The following is an 18,575-nucleotide window of genomic DNA, read 5'->3' on the forward strand; positions in this document are numbered from 1 at the left end:
TTGTATTATTAATCACAATCGATATTTAAATACACCTCTTTCAGCTGATTCCAAATGGGGTGATTTATTTCTTTAGGAGATAAGTAAAACCAAACCAAATGTTTTTTTCTAGCATTACAATATTCATATTTGATATTTGCATTTAATGTAATCATATCCTTAGCAAAAAATTCATCATAAAGTTTTATTGAGCCTTTGTAATGTTTATCTTCAATTTTTCTCATCGAAGATTGTGTCTCAGGAATGTCTTTAAAGAAACTAAAATTCATAATAGCTCCAGTATTCATAAGTCCGTCAAAATAAATATTCATTATGCTTTCTAATACCTCCTCATTTAATGTTGGATCTTCTTCTAAGACCCATAGAAAAACATAAGAAAAATAATCCTCATTATTTGTTTCTCCCCAACCTGGTGCAAATCGAATATGTTCTTCTCCTTTATAATCTAAATCTCCTGCAAATATTAACGGAAATTCTAATACTTCGCTGCGCCAACTGCTTTTTGCTTCCAGAACATTTCCTATGTCGTTATGTAATCTAAAGTAAAGATACCCCGCTCCTATCGCGATTATTACTATTAAAATGAGTAGTGCTTTTAGAATTTTTTTTAGCATAACAATAGTATATTAGAGTTCTTTTCATTCTTAGGCCTTATTCACTTTTCTAAACTAAACGTCTAGCATTCTTCTATGATAGTTTATTTGTCCTAAATGATAGGTTAAATGTGTAGTTAGGTGTATCAGGAACCTCAATGTACTTGGGTTCTTATCCATCAGTATTCTGGGATATTCTTTTTGTAGATCTTCTTGTGTTAATTTATCCAAGGAATTTTGTACAATCGGCATCACTTCATTTATCATAAATATCAGTTGAGATCTATGCACGTTTTTTAACGAAAATTCTTTGTCTCTCTCTCTAACATATCTAGTATTACCAAATTCTGCTCCTATATATGTATTTAGGTTACCCACAAGATGTAAACAAAGGTTTCCTGCAGAATTACTGATCTCTTTTGTTTCGACCCATAAAATTTCTTCTTTAGAATAAGCATTTACTTCTGCTTTCAATTTTTTCAAATCTCTATCAAAGATTGTTTTCAAGACGGCTATAATTGAATCACCCATACGTTTGTATATACAGTTTTATTAATATTTCTAAGGTATAAATTTTTTAATCAAAACTAAATTTTTTAATCACTAACAAACGACTACAAATGTTTACAAATGTTTACAACCGAAAATAAACACTTCCTAACCGAATATGATTAGTGTGCTGATCTAGGTTTGCAGTGTCGAAACATAAGAACTTGATACTATTTACTGTTTAATCTACCTGTTACAGACAGGCTCTTAAAAATTAAAATTATGAACACGCTTAAAAACAAAGTACAGTTAATTGGAAACTTAGGACAAGAACCAGAAATTCTAAATTTAGACTCTGGCAAAAAGCTTGCAAAATTCTCTATCGCTACTAATGATTATTATTATAACAAAGCAGGCGATAAAGTAACCGATACCCAGTGGCACAATATTGTCGCTTGGGGAAAAACTGCAGAAATCATCGAGAAATATGTAAATAAAGGACAGGAAGTAGCTATAGAAGGTAAACTAACTTCTCGTAGTTATGATGATAATGAAGGTATTAAAAGATATATCACCGAAGTTGTATGCAGTGAATTTCTGATGTTGGGAAAGTAAAGAAGCAATAGATAAAACTGCAATATCAAAAAAAAATATTTTAAAAATAGACATCTATTGATTACTACTATTTTCTTTAGATGTCTATTTTTTATTACTTCCATTCATATCACCTATATAATGTTTTATTTTTCATTTCAGTATCCCCTGAATTTAAAAACAAGAACCTAATTTCGTTGTCGCCTAAAGTAACTTAAAAGAGATTCTTACAGTTTGTAGATCTAAAATTTATTATTTTTAGAAAAATTCAACAAATAAACCATTTATACTTTCAGCTATTGAATACATATACAAAATACTGGTTCTTAGAAGGTTTTAATCTTTTTAATAAACTCGGAAGAATTACGATGATGCGTATGTGCGAGATTTTTGAGATGGATAATATCGATAAAGGAACTACTATTGAATTGCTCAAAGAAGACAAAAAAAACGTTTTTTTCCTTAAAAAAGGAACTGTAAAAATAGTAGATCTCGTAAGCGAAAATGTAAAATACATTGTCAAAAAAGGCAATATTTTTGGAGAGCTTACTCTTTATAATGAATCAAATGAAACTCAAGAACAGGCAATTGCTCTAGAAGATTGTATTATTTGTTATATCGAAGCAGAAAGAATGATTTCTATTATGGATAAACATCATTCTTTAAAAAATAATGTTTTTAAAGTATACGGAACCAGAATCAAAAAACTGGAACGAAGATTAAACGATCTATTATATAAAGATAGTGCTACAAGAATTCATGATTTTATTAATGATTATATAATTGAATTTGGAGAATTGCACGAAAATAGAATTATTGCTAGAAATCTTATCTCTCATAAAGATATTGCTAATCTAACAAATACTTGTAGACAAACTGTAAGTAACATTTTGAGTGTGATGAGGAAAAAAGGTGAAATAGAATACAACACTCAGTTTATTTCTATTCCTAGTAAAGAACAAAACAAAATCCCATAAATTTGAATACATATACAAAACTTTGGTTCCTAGAAGATTTTATTCTATTTAATAATCTTGGAAAAATGATGATGATCAGAATGGCCAAAGTCCTAGATATGTTTACGATTAATAAAGGCCAAACTATCAACTTATCCAAAGAAGAAAAGAAACACGTTTTCTTTCTAAAAAGTGGAACCGTTAAGATAATTGATACGCAAACAAACAAGGTAAAATATATAGTAAACAAGGGCAGTATATTTGGAGAATTAGCATTGTTTGATACCGAATCTTCCTCAGAAGAACAAGCAATTGCATTAGATGATTGTATATTATGTTCTATGGAAGTTGATAAAATGTTAACTACAATGAAAAATTATCCTTTCTTAAAAAACAATATTCTAAAAGCATACGGAAATAGAATTAAAAAGCTAGAAAAAAAAATACAAGATTTATCTTCAGAAAGCAGTACAACAAGGATTCGCAATTTTCTAATAGAACACATATCAGAGTTTGGAAAACAAGAAGGAAGTTCCATCATTTCAAAAAACCTTTTATCTCATAAAGATATTGCCAACCTTACCAATACATCTCGTCAAACGGTTAGTAATGTAATGAGTTGCCTAAGAAAAGAAGGCTTTATTGATTATGACAATAGTACAATCTCTCTTCATAAACACACATTAAATAAACAGATTATTAATTAATTTACTTTTTTTTTGATTTATCAAACAACACGAAAGATCATAAATATTTATGTGACTTGTGGTCCCTTTTACCTTTACTTTTAAATATCCTTCTTCTTTTACGTAACCTTTTACTTTATCATATGTTATTTCAGAAACCAAAGTCTGTCCCACTACCGTCAGTGACTCAATTCTTGCTGCAATATTAAACGTATCACCACTACTCCATATTCGATTATTAAGTATTAACCAGTGCTGTTATAACTGTATTTTTCTATACACAGATATACAATAAGCTTACTATTAATACTACAAAAAGTTAAAAATCATACTGCAATTCATAATAAAAAACAAGTGACTTGTCGCGTGAAGTAAGTATGGTAAATTATTTACCGGTAGAATCCTACGAGACTCTTTATTTTTGGGACACTAACGTAAACACAAAACTATTTGCTACCTCTAACTAAATTCTGGGTTCTGGAAGGATTCAATCTTTTTAACAAAATAGGCCGAAACAATATGATGCATATCTGCGAAATATTAGAAATGAAATATGTTAATAAAGGTGAGGTCATTGAACTTATCAGTGAAAACAAAGAAAAGGTATATTTCTTAAAAAACGGTACCGTAAAAATCGTTAATAAAGATAGCGATATTGCAAAATACATTGTAAACAAAGGAAATATTTTTGGAGAACTTGTTCTTTATGATCAAGAAGCTGCTACCGAACAACAGGCAGTAGCTTTAGACGATTGCGTAATATGCTCTATTGAAGCCAACCAAATGACCGATCTCATGAATCAACATGAATCATTAAAAAATGAAATCTTCAAAGTATATGGTCTTAGAATCAAAAAATTAGAACGAAGACTACAGGATTTATTATATAAAGATAGCGGCACTAGAATTAAAGAATTCATTTTAGATTATATACTTGATTTTGGAAAGTCCAATAACGACAGAATCATTGCTAAAAACTTATTATCTCATAAAGACATTGCTCATCTAACTAATACAAGTAGGCAAACAGTTAGTAATGCAATGAGTACTCTCAGAAAAAACAAAATCATAGATTATAATTCTCAATATATATCAATACATAAGGAACAAAAACTATCATGATTTTTATCGCTAACATATGGTATAAATTAAAAGCAATATCAAAACAAGGGTTAACTCCTAAAGAATGGACAATAACAATAACTGAAAGAATAACCACATTCATCCTATCATATTTACTATTGAAAGTTCTGTTACAATTTTTCGTCAAAATAAAAACTAACTAATGAACACAACAATGAAAACCACCAAAATCCTAGGGTACCTAGGCTTGTTAGCTTCTATTCTTGTAGGCTTAGGAGAACATCTTTTACATTATTCGGAAAATATTTTAGGCCACGCAGAGAACTATGAGTTTTTCAAATTTGTTCCTTTAGAAAACATGACTACTGGTCATTTCTTAGCAGTAATTGGATTACCTTTTTATTTTGCAGGGTATCTTCACATATATCAAATGCTAAAACCTGGTAGTGAAACCTTAGCTCGTATTACACTTGGAATAGGGTTTATAGCTTTTGCTGTAGGAGGAATATGGATTGGATCCAGAGCTTCTATCGGAAACATCATTCATCTTAAAGAATCTATTGATCCAAATACATATCAAATACTTCTTGATCACTATACCAATCATATGGAAATATTGGTGCAGGTATTAAGAATTGTTATCGCATTACTTTCTATCGTATTCGTGATGACCATTCTAAAAGGAGGAACTTATTATAAAAAATGGATGGCAATTTTTAATCCAATCATAATCCTCTTATTCGTTTTCTCTACACTTTTTTGGGCGAAACCATTAAGTAAACACTTAGCTCCAATTGCTATGAATGTGACTCATTTTATTCTTTTCGCACTCTCACTATATCAGCTTAACAAACAAAAAACTAACTCATGATTAAAAAGATTTTAAAAATTTTAGGAATTTTAGTTCTCCTTCTTATTATCCTAGTGCTTGGATTCTTCTGGAGAGATGCTGTTTCTGATAAATACGATGTATCTATTGATGCTGATCAGATCCCTACGTTTAAACAGATAGCACTTGATTTTACACATCAATATAATGGAGAAAAATCATTGCCAATTGCTCCATCTGCATTAATAGACATTAATAACGATAATGTGGACGAACTATTTTTTGGTGGAGGAATGAATCAAGAAGATGCAATTTTTGCCTATAGAGATAACAAGTTTATAAATATCTCTTCAGAAACTAATTTACCTGATAAAGTTACCACTACTACAACTGTAGGTGTAGTTTCTGCTGATTTTGACAACAACGGTTATACTGATTTATTAATCGGACGTGAAGATGGGCTACATCTGTATTACAATACTGAAGGTAAATTTACTGCTAAAACGATCAATACTCCTATAAACGAAAAGTCAAATCCAGCAGGTATAACTGTGGGAGATATAGATAAAGATGGAGATTTAGATATATTCTTAGCGACATATTTAAAAAAAGAATTAATGGAAGGTCAAACTATTTTTGAAGATTATGACTATGGATCTACTAGCGAATTGTTGCTAAACAATGGAGATAATACTTTTAAAAGTATCACCAAACAAGCTGGGTTAGACTATGTTCATAATACATTCCAAGGAGTCTTAGTTGATATTGATAATGATTCCTGGTTAGATTTGGTAGTTGTTCACGACACAGGAGAAGCCAGAACTTACAAAAATAATGGTGATCTTACCTTCACAATGAAAGAGAATCCATTAACCAAAAAATTCGCATATCCAATGGGATTAGCAGTTGGTGATTACAACAATGATGGGTTAGTAGATTTTATGTTTTCTAATACTGGAAGTACGCTACCTCGTTTTTTGGCTAAAGGAGATATCAAAGATGCTTCTCTATTTAATGAAAAGTGGATATTATTTAAAAACGAAGGAAACTTTAAGTTTACTGATGCTGCTGCAGAAGCCAAAATTGCTGATTATGAATTTTCCTGGGGTTGCACATTTGCTGATATGAACAATGATGGGTTACAAGATCTAATGGTAGCCGAGAACTATGTAGACCTTGCTCCCAATAAATTATTTAGATTACCAGGCAGGTTTCTTATTCAGAAAGAAGATCACACTTTTGTTCCTACTGAAGAAGAAAGTGGTGTCGTCAATCCTCACTTCGGTATTACATCTTTAGTGAGTGATTTTAATCAAGATGGATATTTAGATATGGTATGGACAAATATAGACACACCATCATTAGCCTATATTAATCAAGGAGGAACCAATAATTATATACAAATAGATTTAAAAGATAATGCAGAATCCCAAGGAGCAAAAGTTACTATAGAAACAGACACTAAAAAACTAACAGATTGGCTGGTTTCTGGAGAAGGGTTAGCAAGTGATCAAACTGCTTTATTAAATTTTGGATTAGGGACAGATTCCTCTATTCATAAAATTACAGTAAATTATACTAATGGTTCTACATTCGAATTAGAAAACCCCAAAATCAATAGTATTGTAGATATTAACAAAGAACGAGAATTACAGAAAGTAACAAATGATTCTATTTCAAACATAGAAGAATGAAAAAAGTTTTCAAAATAGTGCTAGCAATGCTTTTTGCGATCGGTATTCTGGGCGCAGGAAGTTTAGTCATAGAAGAAATACAAACAGGTAATGGATGTCCAAAAATATGGCTAATTCCAGCTTGTGTTATTATTTTAATCTGTTTTATAATCCCATTGATTTCACACATCTTAGGAAAATATAACAGATCGTATTTCTTCTTTACCGGATTAGCTACCGTGATTGCAGCAATTGCGTCAATTATGCAATTCACAGGCAATGGTGAATGTCCTAAAACCGGAGGAGGAACACCGATGTGCTATTATTCATTATTACTTTTTACGGGGCTTATAGTATTAAAAACATATCAACTGAAGATTATTTCTTCAGAAAATTGATTGTATTAAAACTTATATCATGCAAATTAAACTAACAAAAAACATTTGGTTATTGTGTACTGTATTATGCACACTAATAACATCTAGCCAAGAAATAGAAACCTCTATTTTTTTAACCTCGAACACTGGTAATACGAAGAGTTTAAACAATTTGTCTACAATTATTACAGAAGCTCAAAGAACTTCTAACGCTAAGTTACTTATTCTAGGAAATGCAGCATCAGAAGATGGTTTTACAAATGAAAGTTCAGAACGACAATTAAAAACCCAATTAGAAACTTTAGCTACTTTTGATAAGCACACTATTTATATTCCTGGTGCTAATGATTGGATTAAAAGAGGTAATAAAAGCATCAGGAAATTAGAAAAATATATCCAAAAAAATAGTAACGCCAAATTCTATCCAGATGATGGATGTCCAATAAAGAAAAAAGAAATTAGCGAAAATGTAGTTTTAATTACTATTGATTCCCAATGGTATTTAGAAAACTGGAATGATCATATCTATCTTAATGAAGAATGTGATATAAAAAATAGAACACTATTCTTTCTAGAATTAGAAAGCATATTAAAAAAATCTCAGGATAAAATTAAGATCGTAGCCATTCATCATCCAATACACACTTATTCTAAGCAAGGTTTATTAGCAAATACAGCTGGAACATCTACCCAAGATTTTCAGAACAAGCAGTATCGTAATTTTAGAAACAGAATTACTACGATGGCGCGACAGAATGAAAACATAATTTTCGTATCCGGAAAGGGTGAAAATCTACAATACATAAATAAATATGGAGTCCCACAAATCATAAGTGGTGCTATTGGAAAAACAGAACGTGTTAAAAATGCGCTCGAAGGAGATTTTGCGAGTACTAAAAAAGGATACGCTAAACTGGACATCTATGCAGATGGAACAGCTAAAGTTCATTATTATTCTTTAGAAAATGGGAATATATCCTCCTTATTTAATGCAACAGTATTAAGTAACGAAAAAGTAGAAACTTCATATAAGCTAAAACCTGAAAATAGCTTTTCTGCCACTCAGAGTGCATCCGTCTATAGCACTGATGAAACTAAAAGAAGTAAATTATATAAAGGATTATGGGGACAACATTACAGAAAGTATTATAGTAAACCGGTAGAAGCCAAAGTTGCATTTTTAGATACTCTTAAAGGAGGTTTGACGCCTATTAGAAAAGGAGGAGGACATCAATCTAATTCACTTAGATTAGTAGATAAAAATGGTAAACAATATGTAATGCGCGCATTAAGGAAAAGTGCTACAAAATTCATTCAATCTACAGCATTTCTTGATAAATATGTAGAAGAAGATCTACAAGACAGTTATGCAGATCGATTTTTATTAGATTTCTATACAACCGCACATCCTTATACTCCTTTTGCAATCGGTACACTATCAGATGCTGTTGATGTATTTCACACTAATCCAAGCCTATATTATATTCCAAAACAAGCAGCCCTAAGAGAGTTCAATAATGGTTTCGGAGATGAATTATATCTGGTAGAAGAACGTGCAGAATCTAGTCATAGTGATCTTGCATCTTTTGGAAAACCTAAAAAAATTCTAAGTTCTAATGATGTATTACAAGAAGTACATAAAACTGGTAAATCTTTTGTTGACGAACCCTCATACATTCGAGCACGATTATTTGACATGCTAATTGGTGACTGGGATAGACATCCCGATCAATGGAGATGGGCTTTATTTGAGAAAGAAGATGGTACAGAAATCTGTAAGCCTATTCCCCGAGATAGGGATCAAGCATTCTCCGTCTTTGATGGGACCATTGTTACCTTCCTAACTCATGCTATACCTGGATTACGAAAAATGCAATCATATGATGATCAATTACGCAGCCCTAAATGGTTTAGTCAAACCCCTTACCCATTAGATATGACTTTTATCAATGGTTCTGATTGGTCAAAATGGAAAAAACAAGCCACTTATATTCAGAAAAGCCTTACCGATGAAGTAATCGAAAACGCTTTCGAAAATGTTCCTGAAGAAATGAAAGGCGAAACCATCAATGATATCAAAAATAAACTGAAAGGACGAAGATCCAATATTGTTGATATTGCTCAGGAATACTATAAACATTTAAACAATTTTGAAGTAATTGCTGGTACTTTAAAAGATGATATTTTCACTATAAAAAGACTCCCCAATGGCCAGACCAATATAGAAATACAAAGAAAAGATATTGGTATTTTGAACAGAACATTCAATAAAGAAGAAACTAAAGAAATTTGGTTATATGGATTAGATGGTAACGATACTTTTAATGTGGAAGGAAAAGGTGATAACCTAATTAATATAAAAGCAATTGGTGGTAAGAAAAACGATACATACAACTTTAAAAACACTAAGAAAATAAAATTATATGATTATAAAAATAAAAATAACACCATTGTAAATAAACGTTCTAAAAAATGGTTGGTAGATGATTATGATACTAATAATTATGATTACAAAAAAAGAAAATACTCCTTTAATCAAATACTTCCATTAATAGCGTTTAATCCCGATGATGGACTACGAGTTGGTGTATTAGACAATTTCACTTATTATGGATTACAAAGAAATCCATTTACCCAAAAACATTCTATTAGTGCATCTTTCTATACAGGTTCAGGAGGATTTGATGTATCTTATAAAGGTGAATTTTCTCATATTTTTCATAATTGGAATTTTGGTATAGAAGGTTTATATACGAGTCCAAGTTTTGCTCAAAACTTCTTTGGTTTTGGTAATGAAACAGATTATGACAGAGATGCTGTTGATTTAGATTTTAATCGAGTTAGACTTAGAAAATGGAACGCCGCAATTTCTCTAATTTGGAGAGGAAGAGATGGAGGATATTTTCAATTTAAGCCTTTAATAGAATCCTTCGAATTGGAAAACACAAATGGCCGTTTTGTTAATAATATATCTATAACTAATGATATTTTTGATCAGCAAACCTATGCAGGTGCAGAAGTAACCTACAGTTTCAAGAACAAAAATGACATCGCTTTTCCAACATTGGGGATGGAGGTAGGGCTTACCGCGGGTTATAAAACAGCTATCGATGGAAGTGATAATAGTTTTGGCTATATAGAACCTAAAATTGATATTAACCATAAATTAAATAAAAAAGGAAACCTAGTATTTGCTACAGAAATCGGAGGAGAAGTGCTTTTAGGTGATGATTTCGAATTTTATCATGGCGCACAGATTGGAGGCGTAAAAGGGTTACGAGGTTTTAGAAATGAACGTTTTGTTGGTAAATATTCTTTATATCAAAATACTGATTTACGATTAAAACTTGGTAAATTTAAGACAAGTTTTATTCCTCTTAAATATGGACTAACAGGAGGATTTGATTATGGTAGAGTCTGGTTAGAAAACGATAATTCTGATAAATGGCACAATAGTGTAGGAGGATCTTTTTGGATTAGTGGACTAGATTCTTTTACCGCTAATTTAGGGTATTACGCAAGTTCTGATGGTGGAAGAATAGCATTTGTTCTTGGATTTGCTTTTTAGGCGATTATTAGCATTTAATGAAAGTTCTGTTAAAACTTTATATGACCAAATAACATAATTAATTGTTTGGATCAATTACTAAATAAACTTTAAGTAACTAACATAAAAAAATTAAGACAACATATGAAAAAACCAGTAGCAATTGCAAAGATCAGTAATTTAGAAAACAAAGAACCCGCTCATGCTTTAGTAAATGGATTGGACTTAGTTATCGTAAAGTTTGATGAAGAAATATCCGTACTATATGGAAGATGCCTACATAGAGGTGCATTAATGGCCGATGGGCATATAGATGGACATAATCTAATCTGTGGTGTTCACGGTTGGGATTATAGAGTTGACACGGGTGTTTCTGAATATAACAATGAAGAGGTGCTACACAAATTTAGTACTAAAATCGATGAAGATACTTTATATGTAGATCAATCTGAAATTGACAATTATCTTATTGATCAACCTCAACCATTTAATAGAGATGAATATTTAGGAGCCTATGCAGATACACATCCAGAAGAAACAGAACCATATACTGGATACATAAAAGAATTGGCGAAAAATGGATTAAAAAACCTGGGGCATCATGGCTTTTCTGCCTCTATGGGTGTAGATAGAAATACATTACCTAAATGGAATGATATTCAGTTTTTGCCTGCTCAATTAGCTAGTAGACCTTTATTAGATCATGAAGTAGTAGCTACCAAAGTCGTGATTGGTTCTAAAGCAAAGAAACCTTTACATCTAGATATTCCTTTATTTGTTAGTGATATGAGTTTTGGAGCTTTATCTAGAGAAGCTAAAATTGCCTTATCCAGAGGTGCCGAAATGGCTGGAACCGGAATTTGTTCCGGAGAAGGTGGTATGTTACCACAGGAACAAGAAAACAACACCAAGTATTTTTATGAATTGGCATCAGCCCAGTTTGGTTTTTCTTGGGATAAATTGGATAAAGTACAAGCCTTTCATTTTAAAGGAGGACAAGGAGCAAAAACCGGTACAGGTGGTCACTTACCAGGAAGTAAGGTAAGTAAAGAAATTGCAGAAGTTAGAGGTTTAAAGCAAGGAGAAACTGCTATTTCTCCCGCAACTTTTCCTGATTTTCACGGTGTAAAAGATTTCAAAGACTTTGCAAAACAAGTACGTGAACGAACTGGTGGAATACCAATTGGTTTTAAAATTGCAGCCAGTCATATCGAAAAAGATATTCAGTTTGCGCTGGATGTTGGTGTAGATTATATCATTCTAGATGGTCGTGGAGGAGGAACTGGTTCTGCTCCTACCATTTTGCGAGACAACATTAATGTGCCAACCATACCTGCTTTAGCTAGAGCTAGGAAATACCTTGATAAAGTAGGCGCTACAGATGTTACCTTAATTATCACCGGAGGATTAAGAATAGCAGAAGATTTTGCAAAAGCAATGATGCTTGGTGCAGATGCTATCGCAGTATCTAATTCAGCATTACAAGCCATCGGTTGTTTAGGGATGCGTGCCTGTGGAAGCAACAATTGTCCAGTAGGTATCGCAACGCAAAAAGAATCTTTAAGAAGCAGATTGATTATAGAATCTTCGGCAAAGCAATTACATAACTATTTTGATGCAACTAATGATCTTATTAAAGTAGTTGCAAGAGCCTGTGGATACGATGATGTTTCAAAATTCAATCATGATGATTTATCAACTTTTGATCGAGATATGCATAAATTAACTGGTATTAACTATGCAGGCGTACTCTAGTCATACAAAACAATTGTTACTATATCTTGGATTATTATTAATCCATAATACTAGTAATGCGCAACAAGAACTAATGGCTGGATTCGGTCCTTCGGTAGAATTAGAAGAAGGAATCATTGGAGTTAACGCAAGATTATTTTATGGTGTAAATGAAAAAATCTGTTTTGGCCCAGAAGCTACGTTTTTTCCTTATCAGGAAATTAATAGTGATTATGAACTAACGATTACGGATCTAAATTTTAACGCGCACTATATCGTAGAATTGTCTCATAAAATTGGGATATACCCTCTTTCAGGAGTCAATTATACAATTGAGAAAGAACGATTAATTGAGCGAACTGATGAAAGTGAGAAAGACGAATCTTTTGGATGGAACTATGGATTTGGAGCTCATTATAAAGTAGGTGATTTATTTGCTTTTGCGGAGTATAAAGGTGTTACAGGAAAACTAAATGATGAATTCATAACAGTTGGAGTCATATTTACTTTATCCAAACATAAAGAAAACACAGGTGATTAATTTTTTAATAAAACAACATAAACTAATAAAACCAATATTATGACAGCTCAAATGCACTTAGCAGCTCAATATCTTGCTGCTGCTGGGATAAGTTTTGTAGATAAAAAAGACGATGATAGTCATACAAATCTTGGATTCTCAGTAGAAAAAGGGACACTTTATACAAGGGAATTAGATAATAAACCAATTATTCTTTCTCTTAGTTATGATCTTTTTACATTAGAATGGAATGACTCCAGTTCTAAAAGTACATTACGATTAGACGGAACCACTCATGCAGAAGTTGTACAATGGATTAATCGAATGGCTAAGAATAGTGATATCACTGTTCCATATTCTTATGACATTCACTATGAACTACCTTATCAAATTAGCGATGACTATGTATTCAAGTTACAAGATGCTTCAGCACTTCATCAATTAAAAAAACATAGAGTACTGGCATACGAAATCATAAGGGAGTTTTTAGACCGTAATAAACTAGATTCTGAGATCAGAATATGGCCTCATCATTTTGACACTGGAGCTTTTGCCCCTTTAGAAGACGAAGCTGGTCTTTCTATCGGATTAGGTTTAGCAATTCCTGATGAAGCTCACAATGAATATTACTTTTATATAAGTGCCTACCAAGGTCACGATAGTGTAGATACCGCAAACTTTAAATTGCTATCTCTTGGAGAATGGAAAAATGAAGGCTTTAAAGGTGCTATTCTATCTGTTTCTGGTGTGCATAAAAACAATGGAGTTACTTTTTTCGAAGAAGCTCTTTCTACATATAAAAACTAAAAATCATGGAGCATTGGTATCTTCCAGCGACTATCATACCAGGTATTGGACTGTTGATATTATCAACCTCTAATCTTTTAGTTAATCTAAGTACAGAAATTAAAACATTAATTACTGAAGATCCAATAAAAGAAAAACTAATTGAACGAAAACTAAGACAACTTAAGCTACTAAACAGTGCGATGGTTTTTTTATATGTTGCGGTTGCTAGTTTTGTAATTTCTGCTTTAGTTTCCGGAATTTATAAGAGTATCGAAACCCATTTTAATGCTACAATATATATTACTATCGCTGGTATTATCAGCGCCTTATTAGGTTTAATAGCCCTCATTTTATATTCATTTAGGGCAGTAAAAATCCGACAAGATCAATATCTCAATAAATGCTAACATCTTAAAAAAATAATCATGACTTCAAAAAAAGAAACTGTTTGGTATAAAGTGCTCGATAACAAAGACAGACTTCCCGAAGGAAGAGTACAGACCGTGACCGCTGGTCACCAAGGTGTTTGTCTCACTCATTATAAAGGTAAATTCTCTGCTTTGGATAATAGATGTCCACATCAAGGAGGTCCTCTAGGGGAAGGTTCTATAGAAAATGGTTTATTGCGCTGTCCATGGCACGGATGGGATTTTGATCCTTGTACCGGATTACCGCCAGGAGGTTATGATGACGGTGTTACTACTTTTGAAGTAAAAGAAGATGGAGATGCTATCTTAGTTGGTATTCCTGAAGAGCCTAAACATGAGGACACTATTTCTGATGTCATGATACAAACTATGGTTAATTGGGGTGTTGATACCGTTTTTGGAATGGTAGGCCACTCTAATCTTGGTGTTGCGGATGCTATGATGCGATTAGAAGAACAAGGGAAACTACAGTATTTCGGGATTCGTCATGAAGGAGCCGCAGCATTTGCTGCATCAGCTTATGGAAAATTAATGGGTAAACCAGCAGTATGCTTTGGTATTGCAGGACCTGGTTCTACCAATATGTTCACAGGTATGTGGGATGCTAAAGTAGATAGAGCTCCATTACTAGCTTTTTCTGGACAAGTAAATACGCAAGTGATGGGAACTGGAGCGTTTCAGGAAGTAGATTTAGTGAAAGCATTCCAGACCGTGGCAGATTTTAATCATGCAGTACAGCAAAACTCAAAACATAGTGAATTAATGAGTTTAGCTGTCAAAAGTGCTTTACTAAATAGAAATGTATCACATATTACGTTTCCTGATGAAGTAGCATTTATGCCAAAAACAGTAGGTGAACAAGCACAAACCCCTGAAGGAAGGATAACTCCAATGAATATTTCTCCTCCAAAACAAATGGTTGCTAAAGCAGTTTCGATGATTTCGGAATCAAAGAAACCAGCTATTATCGTAGGTCATGGAGCAAGATTTCATATGAAAGCCATTACTGCTTTTGCAGATAAATTAAAATGCCCAGTCATTACTACCTTCAAAGGAAAAGGTCTTATTGCAGATAATCACGAATTAGGATGTGGTGTATTAGGTCGTAGTGGGACTCCTATTGCATCTTGGTTTATGAATGAAAGTGATTTATTGATTGTATTTGGAGCTTCTTTTTCTAACCATACTGGGATTACTCCTAAGAAGCCTATAATACAGGTGGATTATGACCCAACAGCATTGAGTAAGTTTCATAAAGTAGATGCAGCGTTATGGGGAGAAATCTCAGAAACATTATCGCTGATAGAAGAACAAACAGAAAACAACATCAATACCATAGATAGAAGACCTGAGATTGCAGAACGATGGGATATCTGGAAACAAGAAAAAGCAAATAGGTTAAAGGATCAAAGTGATAAAGGGATCAGCTCTATCGCAGTATTCGAGGCGATGAATAAAGTCACTCCAGAAAATGCTGTAATCGCAGTAGATGTTGGAAACAACACCTACTCATTCGGACGTTATTTCGAGCCTAAAAACCAATCTATTTTAATGTCAGGATATCTAGGGTCTATAGGATTTTCGTTACCAGCTGCTATGGGAGCTTGGGCTGCACAAGGAAAAGAAAGACCAATCTGGTCTGTATCCGGTGATGGCGGTTTTGGTCAATATTTAGGTGAAATGATGACGTTGGTTAAATACAATATGAATATCAAACACGTATTGTTAAACAACTCGGAATTAGGAAAAATTTCTAAAGAACAAAAAGCTGCAGAAGTAGATGTATGGCAAACATCACTGCACAACGTAAGTTTTGCGAAATATGCAGAAAACTGTGGCGCCTTAGGGATTAAAGTGACTAAAAAAGAAGACCTAATTCCTGCATTAGAAAAACTAAGAGACCATGATGGCCCAGCATTACTCGAAATAATTACAGACGTAAACCTTATATAATTAAAATTTAACAAATGATTCAAAATTTAAACGACGAAATAGCTGCTCAAGAATATGATATAGTGTCATTTTTCGATAAAAGGCCTAAAAAAGGAAAAAACACTATTAGTTCTTATTATAATGAAGCAACCTATTATTTTTCAACGGAAGATAACAAGAAAAGGTTTGAAGAATCCCCATAGTCTTTTGCACCGCAATACGGTGGCTTCTGTGCCATTGCCATGTCTGAAGATAAACAGGTAAACCCAAGCCCTAAAAGTTGGGAAATAAGAGATGGTAAGCTATACTTTTTTACTCGATTATTTTTTGGAATTATTGACGCCAAAAGGCAATGGGTAAAAGATCCTGCCACGAAAATGTACCTTGCTGATAAAGCATATGAAAAAATGAATTTATAACTATTCTCAGTATTCATGAAAAAAACACTAGAAATATTAAACACCTATAAGTACTTAATAGCACTTATCAGTGTGTTTAATTTTCTCTTGACTCCGATTCACGCTACACTATCTAAAATGTATCCCGCTCATGCAGTGGTCCTTAATTATACACTTGTAATTCTTGCAAGTTCGTTAATTGCCTCTGATACTAAAACAAGAATCAGAACTCATATATTAGGTTTCATAGCATTGGTATTTATTTGGTTAGAATTTTCTAAACCCGATATGCAGCTGATAAAAGTATTTCGTTTAGTATCCTCATTTCTTTTATTTTCATACTTCTGCTTTTTATTATTACAACAATTAAAAAAAATAGATAAAATAAACCTTCAGTTTATTCTTGGTCCTATTTTAGGATTCATCTATTTAGGTATCATTGGTGGAATCCTTTTTGAAACCATTCATTTTATCGATCCTGGGTCATTTCATCTAAGAGGAGATTATTCGGGATATATCTTTTATTACTTTAGTTTTATAAGTATTACTACAGTTGGATATGGTGATATTACTCCTCTTACTCCACAAGCACAATCCATCACCTTAGTAATGAATATTATTGGTCAGTTTTATTTGGCCATTGTTATTGCAGTCTTTGTTGGAAAATACATTAATGTAAAATCTAAATAACCATGCTACAGTCCTTCAGTATTATTTTTTCCATTGCTGCCTTTTTTAGTTTCGTAAACTATAAATGGTTAAAAATGCCTGCTACGATTGCACTCATGCTAATGAGCTTAGTCACCGTCGTAATCATTACTTTAAGCAAAAGTATAGCGCCTGATTTCTATCAGTTCTTTTGTGATATTGTTGCTAATTCTGATTTTAGAAGCTTGTTATTAGATGGTATTTTAAGCTTCCTTTTATTTGCAGGAGCACTTCATGTAAATATTGATGAACTGAATAAAGAAAAATGGCCCATTATCTTATTTGCCACATTAGGAGTTTTGATTTCTACAGGGATTGTAGGTGGACTTACGTATGGAGCTGCACAATTAATTAATATAGAGCTACCTTTTTTGGATGCGTTACTTTTTGGAGCATTAATATCACCTACAGATCCGATTGCAGTGATGGCCATTCTAAAAAAGGCAAATATTGCTAAAAGCCTAGGGATCAAAATTGAAGGAGAATCCTTGTTCAATGATGGTATTGGAGTTGTTGTGTTTTCTGGAATACTAATTCTCACAGGAATGGGAGAACATCACGGAGAGGGTTCTGTAGGTGCCGAAATCGGTAAATTATTTCTGGAAGAAGCAATTGGCGGAATCGTCTATGGAGTACTTTTAGGGTTTATTGGGTATCAAAGTATAAAATCCGTTAAAGAAAACCCACAATTATCAGTGATGATCAGTCTGGCAATAGTAATGGGCGGATATTCATTAGCATCTCTGATACATGTATCGGGACCGTTAGCTATGGTAGTTGCTGGTATGATCATCGGTAACAAATTAAATGTGGCATCCAATCAAGGAGCTACAAGAAAACTGATCAATGATATATGGGAAGTACTAGATGATGTTTTTAATGGTATTCTATTTGTCCTAATTGGCTTAGCAATTCACTTATTAAAATTTGATACAGGACATTTAACCTTAGGAATTATTGCAATCTTTATTGTTCTTTTTTCTAGATTTATTTCAGTACTCATACCGTATTCTCTTCTCAAACATTCGGAAATGAGTCCTCTAAAAACGGTAACTATATTAACTTGGGGAGGTTTACGAGGTGGGATTTCACTGGCTTTAGCATTAAGTCTAGCAGACAATCCTTCTTCTGAAGTTATATTGTACATCACCTATGTAGTTGTATTCTTTTCAATCATTGTGCAAGGATTAAGTATTGGAAAATTAGTAAAAAAACTATACTCATAATCATATTCAACAA

19 protein-coding genes are annotated in these 18,575 nt (G+C 32.7%); 17 read left to right on the forward strand and 2 right to left on the reverse strand.

Features of this window, described 5'->3' with window-relative positions:
- Positions 1 to 8 precede the first annotated feature (8 nt).
- Complete coding sequence (locus Q0921_RS19775) at positions 9 to 614, reverse strand: hypothetical protein (protein WP_299259976.1); 606 nt, start codon at positions 612 to 614, stop codon at positions 9 to 11.
- 54 nt (positions 615 to 668) lie between these two features.
- The gene (locus Q0921_RS19780) at positions 669 to 1,124 is read right to left on the reverse strand and encodes a DUF1572 family protein (RefSeq protein WP_299259978.1); all 456 of its coding nucleotides are present in this window, start codon (positions 1,122 to 1,124) and stop codon (positions 669 to 671) included.
- Positions 1,125 to 1,364: 240 nt separating this feature from the next.
- Here Q0921_RS19780 and Q0921_RS19785 point away from each other — a divergent pair, with 240 nt between their 5' ends.
- The 17 genes from Q0921_RS19785 (at position 1,365) to Q0921_RS19865 (ending at position 18,562) form a co-directional block, all read left to right on the forward strand.
- A complete protein-coding gene (locus Q0921_RS19785) occupies positions 1,365 to 1,697 on the forward strand; it encodes a single-stranded DNA-binding protein (RefSeq protein WP_299259980.1) in 333 nt (110 codons plus the stop codon).
- A gap of 278 nt (positions 1,698 to 1,975) precedes the next feature.
- Entirely contained in the window at positions 1,976 to 2,653 is a 678-nt protein-coding gene (locus Q0921_RS19790; RefSeq protein ID WP_299259982.1) for a Crp/Fnr family transcriptional regulator, read from the forward strand.
- A 2-nt stretch (positions 2,654 to 2,655) separates the two neighbouring features.
- Positions 2,656 to 3,339 (forward strand): Crp/Fnr family transcriptional regulator, encoded by a 684-nt coding sequence (locus Q0921_RS19795; protein ID WP_299259984.1) that lies wholly within the window; start codon positions 2,656 to 2,658, stop codon positions 3,337 to 3,339.
- 498 nt (positions 3,340 to 3,837) lie between these two features.
- Positions 3,838 to 4,440 carry a Crp/Fnr family transcriptional regulator gene (locus tag Q0921_RS19800; RefSeq protein ID WP_299259986.1) on the forward strand — a complete coding sequence of 201 codons (603 nt, stop codon included), beginning with the start codon at positions 3,838 to 3,840 and terminating at the stop codon, positions 4,438 to 4,440.
- 163 nt (positions 4,441 to 4,603) lie between these two features.
- A complete protein-coding gene (locus tag Q0921_RS19805; protein WP_299259988.1) occupies positions 4,604 to 5,272 on the forward strand; it encodes a DUF6796 family protein in 669 nt (222 codons plus the stop codon).
- The gene (locus Q0921_RS19810) at positions 5,269 to 6,924 is read left to right on the forward strand and encodes a CRTAC1 family protein (protein WP_299259990.1); all 1,656 of its coding nucleotides are present in this window, start codon (positions 5,269 to 5,271) and stop codon (positions 6,922 to 6,924) included. The genes Q0921_RS19805 and Q0921_RS19810 overlap by 4 nt, the downstream gene beginning before the upstream one ends.
- On the forward strand, positions 6,921 to 7,301 hold the full coding sequence (locus Q0921_RS19815; RefSeq protein ID WP_299259992.1) for a hypothetical protein: 381 nt from the start codon (positions 6,921 to 6,923) through the stop codon (positions 7,299 to 7,301). The genes Q0921_RS19810 and Q0921_RS19815 overlap by 4 nt, the downstream gene beginning before the upstream one ends.
- A gap of 19 nt (positions 7,302 to 7,320) precedes the next feature.
- Entirely contained in the window at positions 7,321 to 10,848 is a 3,528-nt protein-coding gene (locus Q0921_RS19820) for a metallophosphatase (protein ID WP_299259994.1), read from the forward strand.
- A 123-nt stretch (positions 10,849 to 10,971) separates the two neighbouring features.
- Positions 10,972 to 12,582, forward strand: coding sequence for a glutamate synthase-related protein (locus Q0921_RS19825; RefSeq protein WP_299259996.1), 1,611 nt, complete (start codon positions 10,972 to 10,974; stop codon positions 12,580 to 12,582).
- Positions 12,566 to 13,102, forward strand: a complete 537-nt coding sequence (locus Q0921_RS19830; protein ID WP_299259999.1) for an outer membrane beta-barrel protein — start codon at positions 12,566 to 12,568, stop codon at positions 13,100 to 13,102. The genes Q0921_RS19825 and Q0921_RS19830 overlap by 17 nt, the downstream gene beginning before the upstream one ends.
- A gap of 39 nt (positions 13,103 to 13,141) precedes the next feature.
- Positions 13,142 to 13,888 carry a hypothetical protein gene (locus Q0921_RS19835; RefSeq protein WP_299260001.1) on the forward strand — a complete coding sequence of 249 codons (747 nt, stop codon included), beginning with the start codon at positions 13,142 to 13,144 and terminating at the stop codon, positions 13,886 to 13,888.
- 5 nt (positions 13,889 to 13,893) lie between these two features.
- Positions 13,894 to 14,277: a DUF2721 domain-containing protein gene (locus Q0921_RS19840; protein ID WP_299260003.1), complete on the forward strand. Its 384-nt coding sequence runs from the start codon at positions 13,894 to 13,896 to the stop codon at positions 14,275 to 14,277.
- An 18-nt stretch (positions 14,278 to 14,295) separates the two neighbouring features.
- Positions 14,296 to 16,251, forward strand: coding sequence for a thiamine pyrophosphate-dependent enzyme (locus tag Q0921_RS19845; protein ID WP_299260005.1), 1,956 nt, complete (start codon positions 14,296 to 14,298; stop codon positions 16,249 to 16,251).
- Positions 16,252 to 16,265: 14 nt separating this feature from the next.
- Positions 16,266 to 16,433: a hypothetical protein gene (locus Q0921_RS19850; protein ID WP_299260007.1), complete on the forward strand. Its 168-nt coding sequence runs from the start codon at positions 16,266 to 16,268 to the stop codon at positions 16,431 to 16,433.
- Between the two features lie 39 nt (positions 16,434 to 16,472).
- A complete protein-coding gene (locus tag Q0921_RS19855; protein WP_299260009.1) occupies positions 16,473 to 16,649 on the forward strand; it encodes a hypothetical protein in 177 nt (58 codons plus the stop codon).
- A gap of 15 nt (positions 16,650 to 16,664) precedes the next feature.
- Positions 16,665 to 17,318 (forward strand): potassium channel family protein, encoded by a 654-nt coding sequence (locus tag Q0921_RS19860; RefSeq protein WP_299260011.1) that lies wholly within the window; start codon positions 16,665 to 16,667, stop codon positions 17,316 to 17,318.
- A 2-nt stretch (positions 17,319 to 17,320) separates the two neighbouring features.
- A complete protein-coding gene (locus Q0921_RS19865) occupies positions 17,321 to 18,562 on the forward strand; it encodes a sodium:proton antiporter (protein ID WP_299260013.1) in 1,242 nt (413 codons plus the stop codon).
- Positions 18,563 to 18,575: the final 13 nt, after the last annotated feature.

It is taken from the genome of uncultured Aquimarina sp., assembly GCF_947496855.1.
Lineage (GTDB): Bacteria > Bacteroidota > Bacteroidia > Flavobacteriales > Flavobacteriaceae > Aquimarina.

Bases quoted from the DNA above. Each gene is read 5' to 3' on its own strand.
- Q0921_RS19775 (WP_299259976.1), bottom strand. From the start codon at position 614: ATGCTAAAAAAAATTCTAAAAGCACTACTCATTTTAATAGTAATAATC.
- Q0921_RS19780 (WP_299259978.1), bottom strand. From the start codon at position 1,124: ATGGGTGATTCAATTATAGCCGTCTTGAAAACAATCTTTGATAGAGAT.
- Q0921_RS19785 (WP_299259980.1), top strand. From the start codon at position 1,365: ATGAACACGCTTAAAAACAAAGTACAGTTAATTGGAAACTTAGGACAA.
- Q0921_RS19800 (WP_299259986.1), top strand. From the start codon at position 3,838: ATGATGCATATCTGCGAAATATTAGAAATGAAATATGTTAATAAAGGT.
- Q0921_RS19805 (WP_299259988.1), top strand. From the start codon at position 4,604: ATGAACACAACAATGAAAACCACCAAAATCCTAGGGTACCTAGGCTTG.
- Q0921_RS19810 (WP_299259990.1), top strand. From the start codon at position 5,269: ATGATTAAAAAGATTTTAAAAATTTTAGGAATTTTAGTTCTCCTTCTT.
- Q0921_RS19815 (WP_299259992.1), top strand. From the start codon at position 6,921: ATGAAAAAAGTTTTCAAAATAGTGCTAGCAATGCTTTTTGCGATCGGT.
- Q0921_RS19820 (WP_299259994.1), top strand. From the start codon at position 7,321: ATGCAAATTAAACTAACAAAAAACATTTGGTTATTGTGTACTGTATTA.
- Q0921_RS19825 (WP_299259996.1), top strand. From the start codon at position 10,972: ATGAAAAAACCAGTAGCAATTGCAAAGATCAGTAATTTAGAAAACAAA.
- Q0921_RS19830 (WP_299259999.1), top strand. From the start codon at position 12,566: ATGCAGGCGTACTCTAGTCATACAAAACAATTGTTACTATATCTTGGA.
- Q0921_RS19835 (WP_299260001.1), top strand. From the start codon at position 13,142: ATGACAGCTCAAATGCACTTAGCAGCTCAATATCTTGCTGCTGCTGGG.
- Q0921_RS19840 (WP_299260003.1), top strand. From the start codon at position 13,894: ATGGAGCATTGGTATCTTCCAGCGACTATCATACCAGGTATTGGACTG.
- Q0921_RS19845 (WP_299260005.1), top strand. From the start codon at position 14,296: ATGACTTCAAAAAAAGAAACTGTTTGGTATAAAGTGCTCGATAACAAA.
- Q0921_RS19850 (WP_299260007.1), top strand. From the start codon at position 16,266: ATGATTCAAAATTTAAACGACGAAATAGCTGCTCAAGAATATGATATA.
- Q0921_RS19855 (WP_299260009.1), top strand. From the start codon at position 16,473: ATGTCTGAAGATAAACAGGTAAACCCAAGCCCTAAAAGTTGGGAAATA.
- Q0921_RS19860 (WP_299260011.1), top strand. From the start codon at position 16,665: ATGAAAAAAACACTAGAAATATTAAACACCTATAAGTACTTAATAGCA.
- Q0921_RS19865 (WP_299260013.1), top strand. From the start codon at position 17,321: ATGCTACAGTCCTTCAGTATTATTTTTTCCATTGCTGCCTTTTTTAGT.